Below are 24,835 nucleotides of genomic sequence, written 5' to 3'. Positions count from 1 at the left end.
TGTTATTCTCGGTTAATGCGGACACTTTCCGAAATAGACCTGCTCGACAATAATGCGGACACTCTCGTATAAACAAGCTTGTAATGCGGAAACCTTCGGGAGCGACATGGACATTAGAAAGATGAAGCGTATTTCTACGTATATTGCCACCTCATGCGAGTGCCTAAAGAGCTTTGAAAGAAATTCGTCATCCTGCTGCCAATATAGTAAAAATTCGCATAACTCCATAAGTTCTGCGCCCAATGGTGAAGACTGAAGCGAAAACAGCAATATTCCTATAAACCGAAAATCATTTAGCGACCAGCGCGTTACCATTGCTCGATGCTGCAGAAGCGGTTTTCTTATATGTGGCCCAGCCAGGCAGATCCGCAAATGCGAATATCGCTAATTCTTTTCTGGTCATATGTCAAGCAAGCCTGAAAGTCACTGACGGATGGAGTGAGTGAGCTAAAAAATTGCCGAGGTTGCAGCCGGCCAAACTTGGCGCTACTATCCGGCAATTCCCATTAACCATGGCTAGTCGACTGAAGTAAGTAATTGAAGCGGGCGGTGTAGGAAGTGAAAACTTCCTATAAACAGCCAGATTAGGAAGTTTCAATTGCTGACGTATGACAGCCCATTACGGTAAGTAAGATGCCCTGCACTCCCCGGCCAATTTTTGAATCTCACAGTGATTTCGTGGATCAGGATTTCACTGTAGGCCGGCCATTGATCGCGAGCGTCGAGCGATTCTTGTTACTCGTCGAGTGACTGGACCAGTTTTCGTACTGGCCCAACATCGTGGTCAGGCCCTCCCCGACTTGATAGATATTGACGCTGTTGAAGTACTACAGGTTGTTGTAACCGATGATATCGCCGATACCGGCCCAGGCAGCCGAAAAAGTCGAGCTGTTACCGCCGTCAGTGGTGCCCTCCGGCAGATGGGTATTGGTCGTCACACCTTTGGGGAAGGCCTGAAACCAATAGCTCAGCGGCGGATTTCCCGAGCGCCTCGAAACTGTCGTTAAAGAAGTCGGAATCAGAGAACTGGGCTTGTGGCCCGGAGTTGGAATACGGCGGAGACCATGTCGTCCATGTCGGGCTGGTGAGGGTTCAGCACTCCAACGGTCAGCGTTAAAGCGGTGTCACTTGAATTTTGTATCGCAACTTGAACGACATAAACGCCGTCCGCTTGCTCAATCGGCATGATCCTGATCCTCCCACAGCGCAAGAGAGGGCCGACACTTCAGTGCCGGCCCTCTCTTTCAGAGACGATCAGAAATCGCCGCTCTTGACTGCTGCTATGATCCTGGCGCTCGTACTTGCATTGGAGATGATCACTTGCAGAGTGGGATTATTGGTCTGGGCGTTGATGATCTGATTACTGACAGCCAGATCAGTTGCCGTGTTGCTCACGCTACCGGAGACTGGGGAGCCCGACGGCCAGTTCCAGGTTGGATTGATGGTGCCCCCAGCGGCTGGAGTCAGTAAGAGCTGGCCTCCGAGAGCCGTCAGGGTGTTGGGTACACCGTTAACGTAGGATTGCTGGGTAGTTGCTTCAATCACCGTGCCGGGAACCGGCGCCGACGCCCACTCTCCGCCAGTCAGGAGGCCGTAGTTGACGGTGATGTCAGCGCCGCTTGCATTGAAGATTTCGATGGTAAGGGAACGTACGAATGTGCTCATCCTTGGCCTTCCATTGGGTTGTTTAGTAGCAACATGCCATGTGCGAATTTCAAGCTAGTAAACAGGGGTTTGTTCCGCAAGGTTGATCCGAAGATTTTTTTAGGAAGTCCGCATAATTCAGAGATTCGCCAAATCGCTAAAATATCTGTAAGCGTCCAGGTGAATAGGCCCCGCTTCCATAGAGACCTCCGAGCCTCACAATTGAGGCTCTTAGGAGGTGCCATGAGCAATCAGATCCGGGATGAATCACACCGCTCAATTCTGAGCTTGCCAGGGACTACCCGATTTCCAACCAGATCCCGAAACATGTTTTTTGAAAACCAGCATCCATCACCCTTTGGACTGCGACCTTCAGTGGTCGGGGCGGCGAGGCTAAGACGGGTAGGGAGAACTAGCTATGAACATCAAACGATGAACAGTCGCATTCATTTCGAGAGCTTGAGTCAGTAAATCTCAGGTCCGTGAGCTCCTTATGAACATATAACATCGCCCACTTGTTAAATTAAGCTTTATTTCGATCCTTCCCTTCGGTTATTCAGCGCCAGATTCCACAACCTGATGCCTGCATTGAATGGAGCTTCGATAAAGCAAGGATCGCCTGATCCCAGTTGGCAACATGATCAATCCCAGGCTTAGCGCACTGACTGCACTGGATGGATTGAAACTGCTCGACGAACCCTGACTCTTCAACGCCCAAGGCAGCCACAAGCGAATGCTGATCGATGCATATGAAGCCGACCGCGAGCCCACTCTTCGACGCCTGGATCCGGTCAGTGAATGACGATCGCAGACAAATCCAAAGCCATGATCACCGGCAAACTCCGGAGCTTGATGACCCTTGGCTATTTTCAGGATTCAGGACCACGATGTGTCCATTGATGACGTTGCTGTATCGATCGAGCAGACCGAATGGTTGAGTGAGCGACTTCACGCGCCTGGGTAGCGTACCGAGGTTTTCGAACCGGCGATGAACAGTCACGATTTCCCCGAAGCACAGGCCATGGCTTGCAGTACCGCCACACCAGACCTGGCGTGGCGGTTCGATCTCGAGCATCCGGGTTCGAGCGAGGCGGAATCCTATGGCCGCATCACACCGTCTCGGATATTGCACATGAGCCCCTGATGCCCCTGAATCCTACTCAAAACGCCTTGCTCAACGTCGCCCAAGCCCGCACCGTAGACTGGCTACCCGCTACCGAAGGCTCGTTGCCCACTGGAGTCGCCAATGAGGCCGACGCGCGCCATTGCTGCGGTCCGCTCCAGTTCAGACCGACACCAGCACCGGACAACGTCGCACTGTTGTCCGTCACGCCAATGGGACGACGGTTGATCTTCACGTAGGCGCTGTCGAAGAAGCCAATCGCCTGCCAGCGCCCTGCCCATCCCGTCCCAAGGTCGTGACGCAATTCGAGCGTGCCCGCATAGCCAATATCGCCCGACAGCACGCCAACGTCATAGGCACGGACACTGTAGGGCCCACCGACGGTGACTTTCTCGGCGGAATCCAGGTTCACGTCGCTCCACTGAGCGGCCAGGCTCAGGTAAATCGCATCGGCCGGCGTCAGGCCCTGCAGGCGGGAGAAGTTGGCGTTGAGCTTGGAAAAGCCTCCTTCGGGTTGGCTCGTGACCGGTCCGCTCTTGACGTTCACGCGGCCGCTGGTCAGGCCGATGCTCCAGGCGCTGATCGCGCCGCCCAGAAGATCGTCGCGGACATCGCCGTTGAGGCTGAGCACCCAATTGTTCAGGTCGCGATCGTTACTGAGGTCGGTGGCATCGATGTCGTCGCGCAGGCGCTTGTTGTCGAATTGCGCCTGGGCATAGAGGTTGGCGTTTCGACTGCGCAGCAACGGTTGGCTGAGCCAGACACTGGCCAATTCAGCAGTGCCGTTGGCGTCCAGGTCGCTGAAACTGTCGCCGAGCCTGTAGTTCAAGTGCGAGTAGGCAGCGCCGGCCCGAGTGCCCGCGCCGTTGAGCAGTGCCTCATAAGACAGTCGCCCGAAGTTCATGCCGCTGCCGGACGTCACCAGGGTAGTCGTGAAGACATCGCCAAGGTGCAGCGGATTGAGCAGCGTCAGGTTGGCCGACAGACGCTCGCGGCCGACGTAGCGGTTGCCGAAATTGTCCACAGCGACGGTGGCCAGCGGCACCGGGTTGTCGACTGTAGCGACGTCCAAGTCGGACGTCCCTACGGCAGCGCCCGGCTTGAGTGTTGCCGCCACGCCGACACCTGGAATGTCAGACAACAGCAAAAGGCTGCGATTGAGGGACGCGTCATCGATGACCGCCCCACTGCGCAGCGGAGCCAAGGTGGAATCGAGCAAGCTGTCGCGCACGTCGCTTCGGTTGTTCAGTTGCACTTGGCCATAGCGCGCTTCGACTACCAGGATTTTCACGGCGCCTTCGCTGACCGTCTGGGCGGGAATGATGGCCCGAGCCAGGGGGTATCCTTGCTGCTGGTAGAAGGCTGTGATGCGGCCGGCCAACGCGTCGATCTGCGACAGCGTCATCGGCCTGCCCTCCTCCTGTGCGACCAAGCCGTGCAGCTCATCGACAGAAAAGAGGGTGTTACCGGTGATGAGCAGCTTGTTCACCAGAAACGGCGGCGACTCGGGCAGCGGCGCCTGGCCACCTGACTGCACCTCTACCGCCGGCGCCGCCGAGGGCGTCGGGGATGGCAGGCTGGGTTCGACCTGCTGCAAGATCACACCCGCATCCGGCAACGTCTGCGCGACGGCCGGATGGGCGAAACAGGCCAGCGCCAGTGCGGCGGCCATGGGATTGTGAAGGAATGGCGATACGGTCATTTTTTTCATTGGATTATCGCTTGTCACTGGCGGCGAATGGCGGCAATTGAACACCACCGTTCTGGATAGTCAGTAGAGGCGCAGGGGCTGCGAACGCGGGCGTAGCCTCAAGGAGGACGTCGTCGCGGTCGCCCTCCCCGCTACGTGGCTCGTCGCCGACCTGCTGAACGTTGCGCACGTCGAGGGTCGAAGAGAAACTCAGCGCCCTGGGCTGCACTTTCGCCTGCGGGGCGAGGATGAACGACTGCACCTGGGCAACCGCGTCCTGTACCGTCAGCACCGGTTCGATCGGCAAAGGCGATACGATGGGCAGCGCCAGGATGTCAGCCAATGCCGTGGTCTGGCCGGCCAGCAGGTAGTTACGGCTGTCGGCGCCTAGCAGTTCGTTGTTCAGAGTGACCGTTTTACCCGTGCCCACGGAGGCGTCGGCGAAGGTACCTGCCGACGCCAGCTTCACGTCGTCTCCCGCAACGAGCCCATTGAGGCGTGCGCCACTGGCGTCGACCGCCGCCGCCCTGCCCCCGTCGAAGAGCTTGGAGCTGGCGCTGATGCCCGACACCAAGAGACTGGCCGGGGTGACGTCCGCCGAAAGGCCCGTGGGTAACACAAGCGTGTAGTTCTGTGCGTCAGCGCCGGTGAGGCCGAAGCCGTCGACCCTGACGGCCTTGCCCGCACCAACGTTCTTGTCGGCGAACGCAGCGGTCCCTGGGCCGCTGAGGAAAACGCTGTCGTTACCCAATGGGTTGATCGACGCGGCGCCAATCAAGGTCGCAGCTGTCGTGCCATCGTAGATTTTGTTGGCGGCGGCGAGGCCTGAGAGGTCCAGTGTGGCTTTGCGGATGTCGGCAGTAAGCGCGGTCGGCTGCACCAAGTTGTAGTTGCCGGCATCGGCACCGCTCAACGAGTAGCCCGAAACCCTAACCGCTTTCCCCACCCCAACCTGCTTGTCGGCAAAGTTGCCGCTGGCATTTCCGCTCAGGGTAACGGAATCGCCCGTCAGGGCCGAGACGCTGGCCGTCCCGCTCAACGTGGCGGCGGTGGTGCCGTCGTAGACTTTGCCGTTGGCGCTGAGCCCGGCCAAGGCCAAGTCGGCTTTGGCAATGGTGGCGGTCAGCCCGGCGGGTTGGATCAGCGTGTAGTTACCGGCGTCGGCTCCTGCAAGGGTGTATCCACTGACCAGCACGGACTTACCCATGCCTGCCTGTTTGTCGCTGAACGCACCTACGCCGGAACCATCGAGACGCAGCACGTCGTTGCCAAACCCTGTGACCAAAGCGTTGCCCGCCAAGGCCGCAAGGGTGGTGCCGTCATAGGTCTTATCGCTCGCAGTGACGCCAGTGATCGCCAGACTCGCTCTGCTGATCGAAGCGTTGAGGCCGATCGGTTGGACGAGGTTGTAGTTGCCGGCGTCGCTGCCGGTCAGGGTATAGCCACTGGCAGTGACGGTCTTGCCCGTACCGGCATTCTTGTCCGCAAAGGCGGCGATGCCGGTATTGCTTAGCGACACGGCGTCGTTACCGAACGCATTGACCTGCGCGGTACCGTTTAGAGTCGCTGCGGTAGTGCCGTCATAGACCTTGTCGGCAGCGGCAACCCCAGTGACCGCCAGAGTCGCTCTGCTAATCGAAGCGCTGAGGCCGACCGGTTGGACGAGGTCGTAGTTGCCCGCATCGCTTCCGCTTAGGGTGTAGCCACTGGCCGTAACGGCCTTGCCTGTGCCGGCATTTTTGTCGACAAAGGCGGCGGTGCCGGTACCGCTTAGCACCACGGCGTCGTTGCCGAACGCATTGACCTGCGCGGTGCCGTTCAAGGTTGCGGCAGTGGTGCCGTCATAAACCTTATCGGCAGCGGCTATACCAGTGATCGCCAGATTAGCTTTCGTAATATCCGCAGTCAGGTTGCTCGGCTGTACCAGGGTGTAATTGCCGGCGTCGGCACCGCTCAAGGCATAACCGGTGACCGTCACGGCTTTACCGATGCCTGCGTTCTTGTCGACGAATAAGCCAGTAGCACTCCCGACGAGGGAGACCGCATCGGCGCCTAATGGCGATACGCTCGCGGTGCCGTTCAGCGTAGCGGCTGCGGTGCCGTCGTAGACCTTGCTATTGGCGCCCAGGCCCGTCAGGGCCAGAAGCGCCTTGCCGATCGTGGCGGTGAGGGACGTTGGCTGGAGCAGGTTGTAATTACCGGCGTCTGCACCGCCAAGGCTGTAGCCGCTGACGGTCACGGCTTTGCCCGTGCCGACATTCTTGTCCGCGAAGGCAGCGGTACCGGTACCGCTTAGCGCAACGGCATCGTTGCCGAACGCATTGACCTGCGCAGTGCCGTTCAAAGTCGCCGCGGTTGTCCCGTCATAAACCTTATCGACAGCGGCAACGCCAGTGACCGCCAGATTGGCTTTCGCGATATCCGCCGTCAGGTTGCTCGGCTGTACCAAGGTGTAGTTGCCGGCGTCGGCGCCGCTCAAGGCATAACCGGTGACCGTCACGGCTTTGCCAGTGCCTGCGTTCTTGTCGACGAACTGACCATCGGCGCTCCCGACGAGTGAGACCGCATCGGCGCCTAATGGCGATACGCTCGCGGTGCCGTTCAGCGTAGCGACTGCGGTGCCGTCGTAGACCTTGCTATTGGCGCCCAGGCCCGTCAGGACCAGAAGCGCCTTGCCGATCGTCGCGGTGAGGGACGTTGGCTGGAGCAGGTTATAATTACCGGCGTCTGCACCGCCAAGGCTGTAGCCGCTGACGGTCACGGCTTTGCCCGTGCCGACATTCTTGTCCGCGAAGGCAGCGGTTCCGGTACCGCTTAGCACCACGGCATCGTTGCCGAACGCATTGACCTGCGCAGTGCCGTTCAAAGTCGCCGCGGTTGTCCCGTCATAAACCTTATCGACAGCGGCAACGCCAGTGACCGCCAGATTGGCTTTCGCGATATCCGCCGTCAGGTTGCTCGGCTGTACCAAGGTGTAGTTGCCGGCGTCGGCGCCGCTCAAGGCATAACCGGTGACCGTCACGGCTTTGCCAGTGCCTGCATTCTTGTCGACGAACTGACCATCGGCGCTCCCGACGAGTGAGACCGCATCGGCGCCTAGTGGCGACACGCTCGCGGTACCGTTCAGCGTGGCGGCGGCGGTGCCGTCATAGACCTTATCGTCAACTGCAACCCCAGTGACTGCGAGATCCGCTCTGCTGATAGAAGCGTTGAGACCGATCGGTTGGACGAGGTTGTAATTGCCAGCATCGCTCCCGGTCAGGGTATAGCCACTGGCAGTGACGGCCTTGCCCGTACCAGCATTCTTGTCCGCGAAAGCAGCGGTACCGGTACCGCTCAACGCTACAGCATCGTTGCCAAAGGCATTGACCTGCGCAGTGCCGTTCAAAGTCGCCGCAGTGGTGCCGTCGTAGACTTTGTCGGCAGCGGTGACGCCAGTGACCGCCAGATTGGCTTTCGAGATATCCGCAGTCAGGTTGTTCGGCTGTACCAGTGTGTAGTTGCCGGCATCGCTCCCGGTCAGGGTATAGCCACTGGCAGTGACGGCCTTGCCCGTACCAGCATTCTTGTCCGCGAAAGCAGCGGTACCGGTACCGCTCAACGCTACAGCATCGTTGCCAAAGGCGTTGACCTGCGCAGTGCCGTTCAAAGTCGCCGCAGTGGTGCCGTCATAGACTTTGTCGGCAGCGGTGACGCCAGTGACCGCCAGGTTGGCTTTCGAGATATCCGCCGTCAGGTTGTTCGGCTGTACCAGTGTGTAGTTGCCGGCATCGCTCCCGGTCAGGGTATAGCCACTGGCAGTGACGGCCTTGCCCGTACCAGCATTCTTGTCCGCGAAAGCAGCGGTACCGGTACCGCTCAACGCTACAGCATCGTTGCCAAAGGCGTTGACCTGCGCAGTGCCGTTCAAAGTCGCCGCAGTGGTGCCGTCATAGACTTTGTCGGCAGCGGTGACGCCAGTGACCGCCAGGTTGGCTTTCGCAATATCCGCCGTCAGGTTGCTCGACTGTACCAGCGTGTAATTGCCGGCGTCGGCACCGCTCAAGGCATAACCGGTGACCGTCACGGCTTTGCCGCTGCCTGCATTCTTATCGACGAACTGACCAGTAGCACTCCCGACGAGGGAGACCGCATCGGCGCCCAATGGCGATACGCTCGCGGTGCCGTTCAGCGTAGCGGCTGCGGTGCCGTCGTAGACCTTGCTGTTGGCGCCCAGGCCCGTCAGGGCCAGAAGCGCCCTACCGATCGTCGCGGTCAGGCCCGTTGGCTGGAGCAGGGTGTAGTTGCCGGCGTCCGTACCGCCAAGGCTGTAGCCGCTGACGGTCACGGCCTTGCCGACGCCCACATTCTTGTCGTCGAACGCGCCCGTACCGGAACCAGCGAGGGTAAGCACGTCGCTGCCCAAACCCGTGACCGAGGCGTTGCCGGTCAAGGTCGCAGCCGTGGTGCCGTCGTAGGTCTTGTCGCCCGCGCCCACGCCTGCGACGGTGATATCCGCCCTGGCGATGCTGGCGCTGAGGCCGGCAGGCTGGACCACATCGTAGTTGTCGGCGTCGGCACCCACCAGGGTATAACCGCTCACGGCGACGGCCTTGCCTACGCCGGCATTCTTGTCGGCGAAGGTGGCGGTGCCGGTACCGGCGACCGACACGACATCGCTGCCGAATGCGTTGACCGATGCGAGACCGTCCAGGGTCGCCGAAGTGGTGCCGTCATATGTCTTGTCGGCGGCTACAAGCCCTGTGATGCCAAGGCTAGCCTTGGCGATATCGGCGACGAGCGCCGGCTGTATCAAGGTGTAGTTACCGGCATCAAGGCCGGTCAGCATGAGGCCCGAAACGAAGACCGATTTGCCGGCCCCGGCATTTTTGTCGGCGAAGGTGCCGCTTGCGTTGCCACTCAGAGTAACGGCATCGGCGCCGATGGGCGTGACGCTGGCTGTGCCATTGAGCGCAGCAGCCGTGGTGCCGTCGTAGGTTTTGCCATTGGCGCCAAGCCCGACCACTGCCAGGCTGGCCTTGCCGATGGTGGCCGTCAGGCCGGTCGATGGCACCAGATTGTAGTTGCCGGCATCGGCGCCGCCGAGGGTGTACCCGCTGACGCTCACAGCCTTGCCGATGCCCGCGTTCTTGTCGTCGAAGGCCGCTGAGCCGCTGCCCGTGAGGTTGAGTACATCGCCACCGTAGCCCGTGACCGAGGCGCTGCCCGTCAATGTGGCGGAAGTGGTGCCGTCGTAGGTCTTGTCGGCGACGGTCAATCCGTCTAGGGCGAGATCGGCCTTGAGAATGTCGGCAGTCAGCCCTGTCGGCTGAATGGCGTTGTAGTTACCCGCGTCGGCGCCGGCCAGGGTATAGCCCGTCGTCGTGACGGCCTTGCCCACGCCAGCGTTTTTATCGGCGAACGTGGCATTGCCTGTTCCGTCCACCGTCACCACATCGCTGCCCAAGGCTGCGACCGCTGCGGTCCCGACCAGTGTCGCGGCCGTGGTCGCATCGTAGACTTTGTCGGCGGCCGCGACGCCCGTGATGGCAAGGTCGGCCTTGGCGATAGTGGCGCTGAGGTTGGTCGGTTGCACCAGGTTGTAATTCCCGGCATCGGCACCGGCCAGCGTGAAACCCGAGACAGACACCGCCTTGCCCACCCCAGCGTTCTTGTCGAGGAAGTTGCCGCTTGCACTGCCGGTTACGGCGACGACATCGGACCCGATGGGCGAGACGCTGGCCGTACCGCTCAAAGTGGCTGCAGTGGTCCCATCGTAGGTTTTGTTGTTGGCCACGATCCCGGAGAGAGCCAGATCGGCCTTGCCGATGCTGGCAGTCAGCCCTGCAGGTTGAACCAGCTCATAGTTGCCGGCGTCCAGGCCGCCGAGGGCGTAGCCGGAAACGTCGACCGCCTTGTCGGCCCCAGCGTTCTTGTCGAAAAAGCTCGCGCTCCCGGTTCCGCCCACCGAAACGTCGTCGCTCCCCAGTGCAGCGACGGCCGCAGTGCCGGTCAGCGTTGCTGCCGTAGTGCCATCGTAGACCTTGTCCGCAGCGGACACGCCCGACAACGTCAGGCTGGCTCGGGTGATGGCCGCGCTCAGGCCGGTGGGCTGGACGATGCTGTAGTTGCCCGCGTCCGCGCCGCTGAGCGTATAACCCGTGACGCTGACCGCCTGGTTGTTCGCCACGTTCTTGCTGGCGAAAGTACCGATACCGGTGCCGGCGACCGAAACTACATCGCTGCCCAGCGCTGCGACCGTTGCAGTCCCGCTGAGCGTGGCGCCCGTCGTGCTGTCGTAGACCTTGTCTGCGGCAGCGATGCCCACAACCTGCAGGCTGGCCGGCGTGATCTCGGCACTGAGCCCGGTGGGCAGGACCAGGTTGTAGTTGCCAGCCGATGCGCCGGTCAGCGTATAGCCCGTCACGTTCATCGGTTTCAGGGTGCCGACGTTCTTGGAGTCGAACGTGCTGCCCATGCCGCTTCCCGCGACCGCCACCGCATCGCCGGCGACGATCCCGGAGGCCACTGCCGACCCGCTCAACGTGGCCAACGTCGTCCCGTCATAGGTTTTGCTGTTGGCGGCGATGCCAGTCAACAGCGCGTCGGCCTTGAAAATGTCTGCGGTCAGGCTATCCAGACCGTTGACCGCATACTTGCTCGCGCCGCCTCCGCCAATGTTGACGCCGCTGATGGTCACGGCCTTGCCGGTGCCCGCATTCTGGTCCGCAAAGGCCACGCTGGCACGGCTGAAATCGAAGAAGGCATCGGAGGGCAGGCTGCCGCGCCCGGCGATATTGCTGATGGAGGTCGCCGCCGTGCCATCGTAGGTTTTGCTTGCCACGTTGGCGGTGAAGTTCACCAGCATGTAGGCCTTGAAGTTGGCGGCATTGACCTGGTTGTTGCCATTGTCGGGATCGACCAGCCCCGCATAGTCGGTGGGCCTGCTGTAGAAGGTGGGGTTGTAGTAGAAATCGACCGAGCCGGTGTCGGCATACACCGCACCGTTCCTACCCAGGTCGATGGTGCCGATGCCGGTACCCGTGTTATCGGCACGCAAGACGATGTTGCCCCCACCGCCGCTGGCGTCGATGACGGCGTTGCCCTGGAATTGGACGTTGCGCAAGGCGCTCAAGGTCAAGGTCGTCGAGCTGCTCCAGCTGCCGATGGCGATACCGTCTTGCAGGATGATGTCACCGTTGCCGCTGACGCCAGGTCCGCAGACGACGACCGTGCAGGAGACGTTCTGTCCGGTCTTGATGGTGACGTTCGAGGTCTCCAGCGCCTGGGTGATCTGGTCGTACCCGATGTCGTAGGCTTCGCCACTGAAGCCGCCGATTCTCAGGTCCTGCGGGTCGAGCAACCACTCGCCCGTCCGCCCCTGGGCGGCCGAGGTGTCCACCGTCGCTGCAGCGCCCACCTTCAATCGCTTGCCCGACGTTTCCACGGCACCGCCGTCACCGCCGCGCTGTCCGGCTCGGGCACTGATCGCGCCCTCGAACGTGGTGCTGCCATCGGACCAGACGGCGACCTTGCCGCCCTTGCCCTGGCCGAGGGCATCGGCCTTGAGGGTGCTGCCCGCCGCCACGGAGACCGTCTTGGCATTACGCTCGGGCCCGGCGCCCAGGAAGTTGCCGCCCACCAGTGCCGTGCCGCCAGCCAAGTCCGCACTGACGTCGATCGAGCTGTGGGCCTCAAGGTTGACGGTATCGCCGAGCACCTTCACGACGCCCCCAATTTCGCCAGGGTTGCGGCCTGAAGCGTCGAGCGTGCCGCTATTGCTGACGACACTTTGCGCACCGCCACCCAGCACGATGGTGCCGTTGACGTTCTGCACGCTGCGCGCTTGAACGATGCCGGTGTTGTTGACCACGCTGGCCAGCACTGCGTCCTTGGCCCCTGCCGACATCACCACTGCGCCGCCGTCGGCCTGAATCAGCCCGCCGTTCTGCGCCAGCCCCTGCAGCGTGCTCTTGTCCACCTGAAGGTTGACCAGCTTGTCGCCGGTGAAGGACAAGGTGACTTCGCTGCCTGCACCCAGTGCCGTCGCGCCGCCGGGCGTCTTGATCGTGCCCTGGTTCTCGACCTTGTTGCCCACGAAAGCGACGTAGCCGCCCTGCTTGGTCGCGATGTTGCCCTGGTTGACGACAGTGCCCGTGCCCGAGCCACTGAAGGTCTGGTTGGACGCGGACAACGCCCGGTCGCTGATGTCGAGGGTGGACGCCACCAGCGCGCCCACGTTCACCTGCGACCCTGCGCCGAACACGATGCCGTTGGGGTTGACCAGATAGACCTTGCCGTTGGCGTCGAGCTGGCCGAAGAACTGCGTGGGGTTCGCATCGGCGATGCGGTTGACGGCGACCGCGCTGGTGGAAGGCTGGACGAACTTGACCGATTCGGCACTGCTGGTGTTGAACGACTGCCAGTTCACCGAGAGGTTCTGGCTGCCCTGGGTGATGGTCGTGGTGGCGCCTGCCTGGCTGATGCTGCCATTGCCCGCCGTGATCTCACCGCCTTGTGGCCCCGCCTGCGCCAGCGGCGTGGCGACGCTGGCCACGGCCATCACGCCCAGGGACAGTTTGCGCAGGCTCTTCTTGCCCGGCCCGAGGGTGAGTTCGGACACCGCGATCAGGGTTTGATGCGCCGGGCTCCAGATAAGACGGTAGACGTGGTTCATGGTCGATATCCCATGCGCGTGCGAGCGCTGATTGTTGTACGTCGGGGCTCACCGTCGGTTCGCCTCGGGCCTGCTGAAAGCGGCCAGATGCTCCGCCACTCGACGGTCGAGCGCCGGTTGCCATTGCGCCGGCATGACGGCCAGCACCAAGTGTTCGATACGTTCGATTTCGGCCAGTTGCTGGCGCGTGTGCGGCGCAGACTTCGCGGCGCTGTTCCACATGTACACCTTAGCCAAGTCCTGGGGCGTAAGGGCCCCGGTTTGCGGATCGAGCGGCGCGTTGGCGTAGACGATGGCCGTGGCCAGATAGGCCGGGGCATATCCCTGTCCCGCCGCGTGCTCCAACCAGAACCTGGCCTTTTGCGGATCGGCGTCACCGCCCACCCCCTCGCTCTGCATCATGCCGAGCTGGAATTGCGCCTCGAGGACATGCCGTTCGGCCGCCTGTTCGTACCAGAATCTGGCCAACCCCAGGTTTTGCGGGACTGCGCTACCTTCACGATAGTAGTTGGCCAGGGCCATCATCGCTGGCGTCGACTGGGCCTGGGCTGTCAAGGTGCACAGGGCCAGGCCCCTGGGCACATCCTTGGCGACCGACCGGCCTGCGATGTACAGCTCGCCGGCTGCACACGCCGCCGCGACGAGCCCACCGTCCACGGCCGCCTGGTACCACTTCACGGCGGCCTGGCCGTCCACCGGCATTCCAATGCCCTGGGCGTTGCAATCACCGTAGAACTGTTGCGCTGCCGGGATCGAGGCGTGCGCCGCACGACCGAACCAACGACAGGCCGCTGCGGGATCGGGCAACCGACCCCAACCGCCCCGCTCCATCAGGCCCAAGGAAAACTGGGCAAGTCCATTGCTAGCGGCGTGCCGTTGGTATTCTTGAAAAGCCACCTCGAAGTTGCGTTCGGCCAAGGCCTGATCTGCACGCTCAAGGCCCTGACGCAAGTCGCGCACGGGGGAAGGGATCGCCGCTGCGTTCGCGCCCATGCTCAACAGCAAAAACAACATAAGGATCGGACGCACGACGGCTCCTTGTCTGGGACTCGGGCCGGAGCGCGCAAAAACGCGTCCCGGCCGGTCTCAAGGCTAGTTGTTGGGGCTCGGATAGAAGCCGTTGACGGCGATGAAATACGGCATCACCAGATAAGGCGGCATGGTCGGCACCTCGGCACCGCCTCCGATCGTGCTGGAGGTGCCAGACACCAGGGCATTGCCGCTCAGGGTGGTGGTGGCGTTGCCTGTCACGGTCACCGGGGCGGTGATGCCGTTGTTCACCTGCATGGACAGATTGCCCGAGATGGACGCAGCGTTGAGCGTCACGTCAGGCGCCCCGGTGCTGTAGAGGTTGCCCTGCGCACCGCCACTCTTGCCCAGCAAATTGCCGCCCGCCGTACCTACCCCACCGGTGGAGGAGCCTTTGAGCTGCAGACCGCTGGCCGGCCCAGCCAGCGTCACGCCCGACAGGTTGGCGGTGGCGCTGAGGCTGGCCAGCGTGGTGGTGGCGGTCACGGTGCTCATCGATACCGGCAATTTGTCCAGCGTCATCGCATGTGCGGGCAGTTGCGCGATGCTCAGCTTGACGGACATGGCGCCCCCCGTCGCGCCGACCGGCAGTTGGCTGGAACGGGCGTCGAAGCCGACGATGACCTTACCGCGCAAATCGGGCAGGTTGAAGGTGGTGCGTCCATCGCCGCCATAGGTCGTACCGATCAGCGCGAAGAGGGGGGTGTATTGGCTGACGCTAAGCGCCTGCCCGGCGGCCTGCAGATACTGGTTGCCAGCGAAACCCTGCATGTAGCTGGTCCCGCCTGGAAACGCCATGACGCACACGCTGGCGATGAAAGGTTCGGGCGTACAGGCAACACTCGAGGGGCTCCAGGCCAGTAAGCCGAAAGCGGTGGCCAGGGTTAACACAGAAACTGAGGTGGGCAATGGGTATTTCATCTTGCGCAGATTCCTTTAGGCAAGTTGCAGAGGCAGACCGTTATTTCAATACGCAGCCGCGTGACACCGGTGTTTCCGTGAATCGGATGATGAAACGTTTTCATTGCAGGCTCGACGCGACACGCAGGCGCGCGTTCAGCACTCGGTACGGTTATGCAGACGTCCTAGGGGTGCGGCAGGGGCGACACAAAGCACAGGAACCGCTGAGCACGGCACCCACGCGTTACATCGAGGTATCACCAGAGGTTGAGCGAACATCCTGTGCTCCTGTCTGCCGCTATCTGGACAGATGTCCATGCCACTCGCGCCGGGCGCGCCGAGCGGTCGCCCTTCCAAGTGATGAGCGCTCGTGTCGAGCGTTCAGGCGGGAGAATAGCCTTTAACTGCGAAGTGTGTAGGTTTTTTCCTAGGTGTTCAGCGCCAGAAAGTCGTGGTGCTCACTCAGCGTCCCGGTAGTCTGCATAGCGATAGCTCGGAGTCAGGCCTTACGGGCGGCAAGCAGCCTCTGTTTATGGCGGTCGATCACCTAACGGACTCCACCTATGCCACGTTTTTCAACGCCGCTAGCAAGCGCAATGTCGCTGCGGTTCTACAAGCGCATTATCCAATGAAGAAGCCTTGATATTCGTGTGCCAAAGCGTCACGGGGAATGGTTGCCGAAACGACATTTTTCATCGACGTCTACACCTGGAAAGCGGAAAATAGACAGCCTCCACCCGAGCACGGAGCCACACCCTCCCCCATGCGTCCCAACGTCCTCCAGCTCCCCAAAAACTCCCACGGCCGCGACTTCGTCGTCGGCGACATCCACTTCAAAACCACCGATCTCCACCGCGCGCTTCACGCACTCGGCTTCGACGAAACCAAGGACCGGCTGATCGCCGTGGGCGATCTGATCGACCGTGGCCGTGGTGTACTGGATGGCCTGAAGCTGCTCGGCGAACCCTGGTTCTTCTGCGTCCAAGGCAACCACGAACGAATGCTGATCGATGCCTATGAAGCTGCCCCCGAAGCACGCTACTCGGCCCATGGCGCCGGTTGGTGGATGACCATCGCCGACGAGTCCAAGGCGATGATCATCGGCAAACTCAAAAGCTTGCCGATCGCCATTCAAATCGAGTCGGATCGAGGCATCGTTGGCGTCGTCCATGCCGATGTGCCGGCAGGCATGGCCTGGCCCACCTTCGTGGAGCAGCTTGGTAACCCCGACCTTGAGCACATCGCCTTGTGGGGCCGCGATCGCATCATCGGGCACCACCGTGGTGGCGTACCGGGTGCATGGCGCGTGTGCGTCGGCCACACTTGGACGCCACAGCCGCTCAGGCTGGGCAACGTGCTGGCGCTGGACATCAACGGTGGCGCCGAGGGCCCATTGGCCATTTTCGACGTTCAAGAAGACAAGGTGTTCGTCGACGGCATCGCTGCCTCGATCGAACAGGCCGAGTGCTTGGGCGAACAACTGCGGTCGCTCGAGCAACGTGCCGGGGCTCTCCAAGGGGTGGCGAACGGTAACGCCCTACCCGATTCACAGGCCCTGGCCACCGAGCTGGGGCTCATGGCCAAGAGGGTCAATGCGATGTGGCAAGACGTTCGCGAAGGTATCGAACAGCAGCAGCAACTGGTCAACGCGCTGCATGGGCTGAGCCTGGCGAGTGGTGAACGGCGACGTGTGAAACTCGATGCGCTGTGTGCCCAGCATAAGGACACCCAGATCGAAGGACTCCTGCGTCGTTTACTGGGCTGATGGGGCCGGGGGGCCTCGGTCACCGCCACGAAGACGATGACCGAGGCCCTACCGATCAGAACCGGAACGCCACTCCCGTGGTGACGTTGATCGGATCTCCAGGATAGAAGTTCGCAGAATCCTGCCCCTTGGCGTCGTATGCGGTGTTGGACGCAGTGGCATAGCGCTCGTTGGTCAGGTTGCGCGCGTCGACGAACACTTCCCACTTCTCGCTCGGCGCCTGGTAGCCGAATTTGACGCCCCACAACGTATAGGACGGCGCGCTCCAGCTGTTGGCGAAATCCACGTAGTAGCTGGACGCTGTGCGCGCGTTGAGCTGCGCATAGAAGCCGCTGGCCTGCCGATACTCCAGCTCGGCTTGATACACCTGCCGCGGCAGGCTGGGCAGCTCGTTGTCGCCGAAGGTCGCGTCGTGGCGATAGTGGAAGTCGTTATAGGTGTAGGCCTGCCGCAACGTCACGGTGTCGCCTTCGGGGCCGTCCCACAGCAGTGCATTGAGGCCGGCTTCGATGCCCTGGTGGAGGGTCGAGCTGCCGTTGGACGTCGCGACCAGCTGGTCTTGCGTAGCGCTGGCCTGGCGCACCACCACCGACAGCAGCTCTTTCTGGACCCAGGACCGATACAGCGTCAGGCTGCCGTCGAAGATGCCCTGCCCGCCTCGGATCCCGAACTCCACCGTATTGGCCTTCTGCGGACGCACGTCGCGGATGTACGGCGTGCCGGTGCTGCCCAACTGCCAGGTCACCGGCGGATCGACCGAGCGACTGACGTTGCCGAACAGCTCGAATGCCGGGGTCAGCTGATAGCGCAAGCCGATACGAGGCGCGATGTCATGCTCTTGGTAATCGACCCCACTGGCGAACGCGGTCGTGTTGGTACTGCTGGAATATTGAATGTCGGCCCGTCGGCGGATTTCGCTGAACGACAGGCCGCTGGACAGCCACAGGTCATCGGTCAGCTGCAACTCGTTGCCCAGGGAAAAGACGGTGTCGCGCGAGCCGGTGTAATCGGTTTCCTGCTGTTTGCGCCCGGTGCTGCGAAAATGCGAGTTCACGTCGGCCAGGTAGGCGCGCGTGGTGCTGAGGGCCACCGTGCTGTCGCTGGGCAGGCCCAGGAAGGTGTCGCCCTGACGCTGATAGCGCAGGGTCAGGTTGATGTCCTTGGAGCGCCACTGTTGAGGCGTCGCCGAATAACGCCAGCCGTTCAACAACGGATAGTCGTTGTAGCCCAAGCCGATTTCCAGTTTGGCGTCGTCGTCGAAGGTGTAGAGGGTCTTGCTGCCCAGCAGGGTCGAACCGTCCTTCTTGCGGCCGAACGGCACGGCGTTGCTTCTGGGGTCGTGTTTGAGCTGGTATTTGGTCAGGGTGTTGCCCTGGGTCAGGGTTTCTTCGCGATAACGCAGGAAGAACCGCGTCTGCAGTTTCGGGCTGAACACATAGCCGAAATTGGCGGCGATCCCCTGCCCTTCGTTGGGCGTATTGTGCTGGTAGCCATCGCGCTCGTTGTGGTTGACGCTGACATAGTAGTCAGCGTCGCCGACCACACCGCCGGTGCTCAGCACCTGCTTGCGATAACCGAAGCTGCCGGCCTCCAAGCGTGCATAGTTGCCAGGGTCGGTACGGCCGGTCTTGCTGACGAAATTGATCGCCCCACCGAGTGATAGCGCCGCGTAGTTGAAGGCATTGGCCCCGTAGAGCACTTCGGTGTGGTCCACCGCCGCCATGTCCAACATGTCTTCCTGGGTGCCGCCGGGGCCGGTGAGCGGCAGGCCGTCGTAGAGGAATTTGATGCCCAGCACATAGCCCTGATAGAAACTGTTGAGGCCCGAACCGCGGATCGAGATCTTGTTGGCGCCCGAGCCGCTGGTGGCCTGAGCGAAGACGCCCGGCTGTAGCGCCAGTACGTCTTCGGCATTGGAAGCACGGCCCTTCTCCACGTCCTTGTTGTCGATGACCGCCGTTTTGCCTGGCACCTTGGCCAGTTGTCTTTCGGCTTTCTGTGCCTCGCGGACCTCGGAGCCGGTCACGGTGACCGTGGCCAGCCTTGGCGCCTGGGCGGTGTCTTGGTCGGCGGCCATCGCAGCGCCCTGTACCGCCATCAGTAACAACCCCAGGCTCGAAGCGGTGGCCAGGGCGTCTCGTCGTCGAGACTGTCTATCGAACGGTTGCACCTTCAATTCGCCTACTCCCCATGTTGAAACGTGTGCACGGCTAGTTATAAGTTTTGAATGAACAGGCAACTAAGCAGGGTTCATGCCAAGCGAAATCGGCCAATTTCGGCAACTCTATTAGCCTCAGTCATATATAAGCCCGACACTTTGCTGGTCAACTGTTCATTAACAAACAGTGCAATAAGCGCATCATCATATGTTTCGACCTTGGACATTCGGTCTAACGACCTCCACATACATTCAGGTCTATGCTTAGCAGAAAGAATCAGTTCAATTTTCAAAAAATACCTGCTAAGGCCCGCGCTAGACGGCGCGCACGCTTATAACAGAATGTTGCTCCCTCATAACCGCCACTGTTTGCACTGCAACACACCTCAAACAATAAGTGGCACACCGCGCATGTTCACCTGCCCCTGACCTTTACAACCCCGCGTCTTTTCAAGCACTTGCAACTTGGTACGGCTCTTGCTCTTCATTCTCTACTCACGTTCGAGTCGAATGCGGTTATGTCCTCACGTTCATTCCATGACGCCACATTGCATTCGCGTTTCGTCAAACAGCCAAGGAGTCAATCAATGGCCAATGCCCAAGCAGTGGGCGCACTGGACACGTTCCGGCGCCAAGCGCCGAGCGGCGAGGTGCTCGACTTAGGCCGGGTCTATCGGGGTCCGTTGTCCCAGTCGAAGCTGCACACCACGCCCAAGCGTGTCCTCAGCCGTCGCGAGGCCGCGCTGCTCGGTATTTTTGCGCTGGCGTTGCACGGTGCGGTGATCTACTGGATCAACAGCACGCCTACCCCGGCGCTGCCGGTGGTGCCGCCGGAAATTCCGCCGATGACCATCGAGTTTTCCCAGCCGGCGCCGCCGGTGGTCGAAACGCCTCCTCCTGCGCCGGAGCCGGTCGTGCAGCCCGAGGAGCCACCACCGCCCGTGGTGGACGAGCTGGCGAGCAAGCCTGCGCCGCCCAAACCTGTGCCCAAACCCAAACCCAAACCCAAGCCGGTGGTCAAGAAGACGCCGCCCAAACCCGTGCCCAAGCCCGCGGTGCAGCCTGCGCCGCCGCCACAGCCAGTCGCCGCGCCAGCACCTCCCGCGCCGCCCAAACCGGCACCAGCGCCGGAACCAGTCACTCCGGCTTCGGCCAACGCTGGTTACCTGAACAACCCAGCCCCGCAATACCCGGCCCTGGCCATGCGCCGTAACTGGGAAGGCACCGTGCTGCTGCGCGTGCATGTGCTGGCCAACGGCAAGCCGGGTGACGTGCAGATCCAGAAGAGCAGCGGTCGCAGTCAACTCGACGACGCTGCGCTGGCGGCCGTCAAACGCTGGAGCTTCGCCCCGGCCAAACAGGGCAACCAACCCGTGGACGGCTACGTCAGCGTGCCGATCGACTTCAAGCTCAACTAAACCCTTCGAACGTTCCAACCCTACGCGGGCTACCTCACCAAAGGCGCATCGCTATAACGAATTCAATGCCTTGCCGGAGAGCGCCACATGAACCTTATCGCCTCACCTTTCGAATCCATCGAACACGCCGTCATCTGGCTGTTGATCGTCTTTTCCGTCGCCACCTGGGGGCTGACGCTGCTCAAGGGCGTGCAGTTCGCTCGCCTGAAAGGCCAGGACAAGCGCTTTCACAAGCAATTCTGGGCCGCATCGAGCCTGGACTCGGCGGCCGACCTGGCCCATACCCAGCCTGGCGCCGCCGCCCGCGTCGCCTTGGCCGGTTATGCCGCCATCCAACAGGTGCCGGCAGGCACCCAGGCCGTCGACCTGAGCCAGTCGATCAACCACCAGGACCGCCTGGAGCGCGCGCTGCGTCAGCAGATCGTGCGCGAACGCCGCTCGCTGGAAAGCGGGCTGGCGATCCTCGCCAGTATCGGCAGCACCTCGCCCTTCATCGGCCTGTTCGGCACGGTCTGGGGCATCATGTCGGCGCTCAAGGGCATCAGCGCAGCAGGCTCGGCCAGCCTCGAGACCGTGGCGGGCCCGATCGGTGCGGCATTGGTCGCCACGGGCGTGGGCATCGCGGTCGCCGTACCGGCAGTGCTGGTTTACAACTACTACCTGCGTCGTCTGAAACTGACCGTCGCCGACCTCGACGACTTCGCCCACGACTTCTACAGCCTGGCGCAGAAGAATGCCTTCCGCGTGCTGCTGCACCCGGTGCTGAACAAAGCCGGTGCCACCGCAGCCGGGCAGAAAGTGAAGGAGGCCTCCTGACATGGCCTTCTCTACCCAAGACAGCGATGAAGTGCTCAGCGAAATCAACGTCACGCCCTTGGTGGATGTGATGCTGGTGCTGCTGGTGGTGTTCATCGTCACAGCGCCACTGCTGACCAACTCGATCCCGATTAACCTGCCCAAGACCGAGTCGGTGGCCCCTGTGGAACAGAAGGATCCGCTGGTGGTGAGCATCGATGGCAAGGGCAAGCTGTTCATCGACAAGGACGAGATCCAGCCGGACCTGCTGGAGGTCAACCTCAAGGCGGCCAAGGACAAGAACGCCGACGTGCGTGTGCAACTGCAAGCCGACGACGGCGTGAACTATGGCGAAGTGGCGCGGGCCATGGCGTCGATCGAAAAGGCCGGTATCACCAAGCTGTCGGTGATCACCGCCAAGTGAGCCTGAGCCTGCCGCGGCTGCAGGCGCGCACCCCATCGCGGGTCGGGGGGCAGGTCATCGAGCGATGCCCTGCCCCCCGACCCTCATCCAGAGGCACACCCATGCATCTACTTACCCTCCCTCCCTCTCCCGCACTGGCCACATCGATCCGCGCCACTGCGCAAGTCTTCGAAGATCCCACCTCCAAAGCCCTGCTCAAGCACCTGCAACAGGTCGCGCCCAGCGAGGCCAGCGTGTTGATCATCGGCGAAACCGGCACCGGCAAGGAACTGGTGGCCAGGCACATCCACAACCTGAGCGCGCGCAAGGGCCAACCGTTCGTGGCCGTCAACTGCGGAGCCTTTTCCGAATCGCTGGTCGAAGCCGAGCTGTTCGGCCATGAGAAAGGCGCCTTCACCGGCGCGCTCAGCGCCAAGGCGGGCTGGTTCGAAGAAGCCAACGGCGGCACGCTGTTCCTCGACGAGATCGGCGACCTGCCGATGTCCATCCAGGTCAAGCTGCTGCGTGTGCTGCAGGAGCGCGAAGTCGTGCGCCTGGGCTCGCGCAAGAGCGTTCCGATCAACGTGCGGGTGCTGGCCGCCACCAATGTGGAGCTGGAAAAAGCCATCAACGCCGGTCACTTTCGCGAAGACCTGTTCTATCGCCTGAACGTGGTCAATCTGGAGCTGAGCCCATTGCGCGAACGCCCGGGCGACATCCTCCCCCTGGTGCGGCACTTCATCGACAGCTACAGCCGCCGCCTGAACTATGGCCCGATCGTGCTGAGCCCCGAGGCCGAGCGCAAGTTGGCCGGCTACAGCTGGCCCGGCAACATCCGTGAGCTGGAGAACGTCATCCACCATACCTTGCTGGTCTGCAAGGACGGCGTGATCCACAGCGATGACCTGCGCCTGTCCAACCTGCGCCTGGAGCGCCACGAGGCGTCGCCCGACAGCGGCCAGTCGGCGTTCGGGTTGCTCGAACAGGCCATGCAGCGCCTGTTCGAAGAGCAGGTGGACAATCTGCACGAGCACGTCGAGCGCACGCTACTGGGCGCAGCCTACCGCTTTTGCCACCACAATCAGGTGCACACTGCCGAACTGCTGGGCTTGAGCCGCAACGTCACGCGTACGCTGCTGATCAACCTCGGCGAACTCAAGGTCAACAAGCGCCGCCAAGCGCAGGCCGCGATCGATGAGCGCACGCTGCACTTGTCGATATGAGCCCGCCACCCGCCCTGACCCATCGGCAGGGTCAGGGCAGTACCCGCCTACGCTAAGTCAGATCGCCTCGCCCAACTCATCGCTGAACTGCTGGCTCCACAACCTGGCGTAGTGACCGCCCTGGCGCAGCAATTGCCGATGGCTGCCGTCCTCCACCACCCGACCCTTGTCGAACACCAGAATCCGGTCCAGGTGCGCCACCGTGGACAGCCGGTGGGCGACCACCAATACGGTCTTGTCGCCCATGATTTCATCGAGCTTGTCCTGGATGTAGCGCTCGGTGATCGAATCCAGACTGGACGTGGCTTCGTCCATCACCAGAATCGGCGCGTTCTTGAGCAGCACCCGGGCGATGGCGATGCGCTGGCGCTGGCCGCCGGACAGCTTCACGCCGCGTTCGCCCACCAGCGACTCATACCCCTCTTTCATGCTGTCGATGAATTCCTGGGCTCCGGCCCGATGGATCGCTTCGTCGACCTCCTCCATCGAAGCATCTGGCCGCCCATAGTGGATGTTTTCGCGAATGCTGCGGTGGAACAGACCCGGTTCCTGGGGTATCAGGCCGATCTGCTGGTGCAGCGAATGCTGCGTGACATGGCGTACGTCCACGCCATCGACCAGCACAGCGCCTTCGCGCACGTCGTACAGGCGCAGCAGCAGGCTCAACAGCGTCGACTTGCCCGAACCCGAGGTGCCGACGAGGCCGACCTTCTGCCCGGCGGGAATGACCAGGTTCAAGTGCTGAAAGATCCCCACGTCGCCACCGTAGGCGAAACCCACATCGCGGAATTCGATGGCACCGTGCTCGACCTTCAGCGCCTTGGCGTGGGGTCGATCGACCACTTCATGGGGCCGGATGAGCGTACGCACGCCGTTGGAAATGTTGCCGGTGGCCTCGAAGAAATCCAGGAAGCGCCGGGACAGGTTGCCCACGTCGCCGACGATCAACAGCGAAAGGCTGGTGGACATCACGAAACCGGCGATGTCGATGCGCTGATTGCGCCACAGGTACAGGGCCAGCAAGAGCAGACCCAGCTTGAGCACTACACCGCAAGCGGTCTGAAACCAGCGAAACTTTTCCATGTAGCCCAAGGAGCGATGGGCCGCGGTCACCTCGCGGTCGAGAAAGCGGCCCAGGTAGCTGTGCTCGAAGGCATGCCGAGCGAACAGGCGGATGTTGGCCAGGTTCGACACCGCATCCACCACCTTGCCCGAGCTCGTGCTGCGCGCCGCCGAATACTGTTGCGCCAGCGGATGGCTGCGCCGCGCCAGCAGGTAGCACACGGCGACGAACACCGTCGACCAGCCGACCATGAACGCCGCCATCAGAGGCGATACGGTCCATAGCAACACCGTTGCCAGGCTCAAGGTCAGCACCAGGGGGATGAGGTCGAACAATACGATGCTCAAGGTCTGCGTCACGCCCAACGCCACCTCCGACACCCGGTGGGCGAGCGCGCCGGCGAACTCGTTGCTGATGAACCGGTGCGAGTGCCGTTGCAGGTAGGCATAGACCGTGTGGGTCACCGTGCGCCGTTGCAAGGGCAGCACATGGATGTGGCAACTGGCAGCACCGCGGGTGAAGAGCATCTCGCAGACCAACAAGGCGGCGAACAGGGCCAGCGGCCCTTGCAACAGATCATAGGCCTGATCGGCTTGCAGCCCGTTGCTCACCGTGCGGGTGATCAGCCCCAGCCCGTAGGGGATCGAGACGGCGCAGACCACGGCCGCGATCTGCAACAGCAGAATCGCCACGTACCAGCCCTTGAAGCAACTGACGAAAAAACGCACGAACGCAGCCGGCGTCGCCGGTAGATGCTGGACGTCCCAGCCGCGCAGCTGTCGGTCACGGGGCAAGAAAGACGAGAAGAACGAATACATGGCGAGGGGGTTCCTGGATGACGCCTGTGGCCGCGCAGCTTCCAGGCAGGATAGGGGCAACTGTCCGCCGTCCGCAGCGCAGGTACGCAGTAGTCGATCGAGGCTGTGCCTGACGGAGCTTGAGCACTAACCGTTATCAGGATTCGTGCC

The 24,835-nt window shown here is 61.9% G+C and carries 13 protein-coding genes; 5 read left to right on the top strand and 8 right to left on the bottom strand.

Going from position 1 to position 24,835, the window contains the following annotated elements:
- Positions 1-1,254 precede the first annotated feature (1,254 nt).
- The 6 genes from ACSMEV_RS13955 to ACSMEV_RS13930 form a co-directional block, all read right to left on the bottom strand.
- Positions 1,255-1,665: a hypothetical protein gene (locus ACSMEV_RS13955; RefSeq protein WP_459205674.1), complete on the bottom strand. Its 411-nt coding sequence runs from the start codon at positions 1,663-1,665 to the stop codon at positions 1,255-1,257.
- Positions 1,666-2,473: 808 nt separating this feature from the next.
- On the bottom strand, positions 2,474-2,719 hold the full coding sequence (locus ACSMEV_RS13950) for a hypothetical protein (protein ID WP_459205673.1): 246 nt from the start codon (positions 2,717-2,719) through the stop codon (positions 2,474-2,476).
- Between the two features lie 85 nt (positions 2,720-2,804).
- Positions 2,805-4,469, bottom strand: coding sequence for a ShlB/FhaC/HecB family hemolysin secretion/activation protein (locus ACSMEV_RS13945; protein ID WP_459205672.1), 1,665 nt, complete (start codon positions 4,467-4,469; stop codon positions 2,805-2,807).
- Between the two features lie 13 nt (positions 4,470-4,482).
- The gene (locus tag ACSMEV_RS13940; RefSeq protein ID WP_459205671.1) at positions 4,483-13,113 is read right to left on the bottom strand and encodes a YDG domain-containing protein; all 8,631 of its coding nucleotides are present in this window, start codon (positions 13,111-13,113) and stop codon (positions 4,483-4,485) included.
- A 48-nt stretch (positions 13,114-13,161) separates the two neighbouring features.
- Positions 13,162-14,142, bottom strand: a complete 981-nt coding sequence (locus ACSMEV_RS13935; protein WP_459205670.1) for a tetratricopeptide repeat protein — start codon at positions 14,140-14,142, stop codon at positions 13,162-13,164.
- A 63-nt stretch (positions 14,143-14,205) separates the two neighbouring features.
- Positions 14,206-14,913 carry a phage tail protein gene (locus ACSMEV_RS13930; protein ID WP_349681652.1) on the bottom strand — a complete coding sequence of 236 codons (708 nt, stop codon included), beginning with the start codon at positions 14,911-14,913 and terminating at the stop codon, positions 14,206-14,208.
- Between the two features lie 799 nt (positions 14,914-15,712).
- Between ACSMEV_RS13930 and ACSMEV_RS13925 the strand changes: the two genes are divergently transcribed.
- On the top strand, positions 15,713-16,807 hold the full coding sequence (locus ACSMEV_RS13925) for a metallophosphoesterase (RefSeq protein ID WP_459205669.1): 1,095 nt from the start codon (positions 15,713-15,715) through the stop codon (positions 16,805-16,807).
- A 55-nt stretch (positions 16,808-16,862) separates the two neighbouring features.
- Here the strand turns inward: ACSMEV_RS13925 and ACSMEV_RS13920 are convergent, their stop codons facing one another.
- Positions 16,863-18,884, bottom strand: coding sequence for a TonB-dependent receptor family protein (locus ACSMEV_RS13920; RefSeq protein WP_459205668.1), 2,022 nt, complete (start codon positions 18,882-18,884; stop codon positions 16,863-16,865).
- A 668-nt stretch (positions 18,885-19,552) separates the two neighbouring features.
- Here ACSMEV_RS13920 and ACSMEV_RS13915 point away from each other — a divergent pair.
- From ACSMEV_RS13915 to ACSMEV_RS13900, 4 genes are all read left to right on the top strand, one after another.
- Entirely contained in the window at positions 19,553-20,383 is an 831-nt protein-coding gene (locus ACSMEV_RS13915; protein ID WP_459205667.1) for an energy transducer TonB, read from the top strand.
- A gap of 87 nt (positions 20,384-20,470) precedes the next feature.
- Entirely contained in the window at positions 20,471-21,199 is a 729-nt protein-coding gene (locus tag ACSMEV_RS13910) for a MotA/TolQ/ExbB proton channel family protein (protein WP_459205666.1), read from the top strand.
- Between the two features lies 1 nt (position 21,200).
- Complete coding sequence (locus ACSMEV_RS13905; RefSeq protein WP_459205665.1) at positions 21,201-21,602, top strand: ExbD/TolR family protein; 402 nt, start codon at positions 21,201-21,203, stop codon at positions 21,600-21,602.
- A gap of 101 nt (positions 21,603-21,703) precedes the next feature.
- Positions 21,704-22,804 (top strand): sigma-54 interaction domain-containing protein, encoded by a 1,101-nt coding sequence (locus ACSMEV_RS13900; protein ID WP_459205664.1) that lies wholly within the window; start codon positions 21,704-21,706, stop codon positions 22,802-22,804.
- A gap of 57 nt (positions 22,805-22,861) precedes the next feature.
- Here ACSMEV_RS13900 and ACSMEV_RS13895 read toward each other — a convergent pair whose 3' ends face one another.
- On the bottom strand, positions 22,862-24,685 hold the full coding sequence (locus tag ACSMEV_RS13895) for an ABC transporter ATP-binding protein (protein ID WP_459205663.1): 1,824 nt from the start codon (positions 24,683-24,685) through the stop codon (positions 22,862-22,864).
- Positions 24,686-24,835 lie beyond the last annotated feature (150 nt).

The organism is Pseudomonas sp. MLB6B, assembly GCF_054508135.1.
This window is presented reverse-complemented; position numbering and strand designations above follow the sequence as displayed.

Coding starts and splice junctions, on each gene's coding strand:
- ACSMEV_RS13955 (WP_459205674.1), bottom strand. CDS start 1,665: ATGAGCACATTCGTACGTTCCCTTACCATCGAAATCTTCAATGCAAGC.
- ACSMEV_RS13950 (WP_459205673.1), bottom strand. CDS start 2,719: ATGCTCGAGATCGAACCGCCACGCCAGGTCTGGTGTGGCGGTACTGCA.
- ACSMEV_RS13945 (WP_459205672.1), bottom strand. CDS start 4,469: ATGACCGTATCGCCATTCCTTCACAATCCCATGGCCGCCGCACTGGCG.
- ACSMEV_RS13940 (WP_459205671.1), bottom strand. CDS start 13,113: ATGAACCACGTCTACCGTCTTATCTGGAGCCCGGCGCATCAAACCCTG.
- ACSMEV_RS13930 (WP_349681652.1), bottom strand. CDS start 14,913: ATGCAGGGTTTCGCTGGCAACCAGTATCTGCAGGCCGCCGGGCAGGCG.
- ACSMEV_RS13925 (WP_459205669.1), top strand. CDS start 15,713: ATGGTTGCCGAAACGACATTTTTCATCGACGTCTACACCTGGAAAGCG.
- ACSMEV_RS13920 (WP_459205668.1), bottom strand. CDS start 18,884: ATGGCCGCCGACCAAGACACCGCCCAGGCGCCAAGGCTGGCCACGGTC.
- ACSMEV_RS13915 (WP_459205667.1), top strand. CDS start 19,553: ATGGCCAATGCCCAAGCAGTGGGCGCACTGGACACGTTCCGGCGCCAA.
- ACSMEV_RS13910 (WP_459205666.1), top strand. CDS start 20,471: ATGAACCTTATCGCCTCACCTTTCGAATCCATCGAACACGCCGTCATC.
- ACSMEV_RS13905 (WP_459205665.1), top strand. CDS start 21,201: ATGGCCTTCTCTACCCAAGACAGCGATGAAGTGCTCAGCGAAATCAAC.
- ACSMEV_RS13900 (WP_459205664.1), top strand. CDS start 21,704: ATGCATCTACTTACCCTCCCTCCCTCTCCCGCACTGGCCACATCGATC.
- ACSMEV_RS13895 (WP_459205663.1), bottom strand. CDS start 24,685: ATGTATTCGTTCTTCTCGTCTTTCTTGCCCCGTGACCGACAGCTGCGC.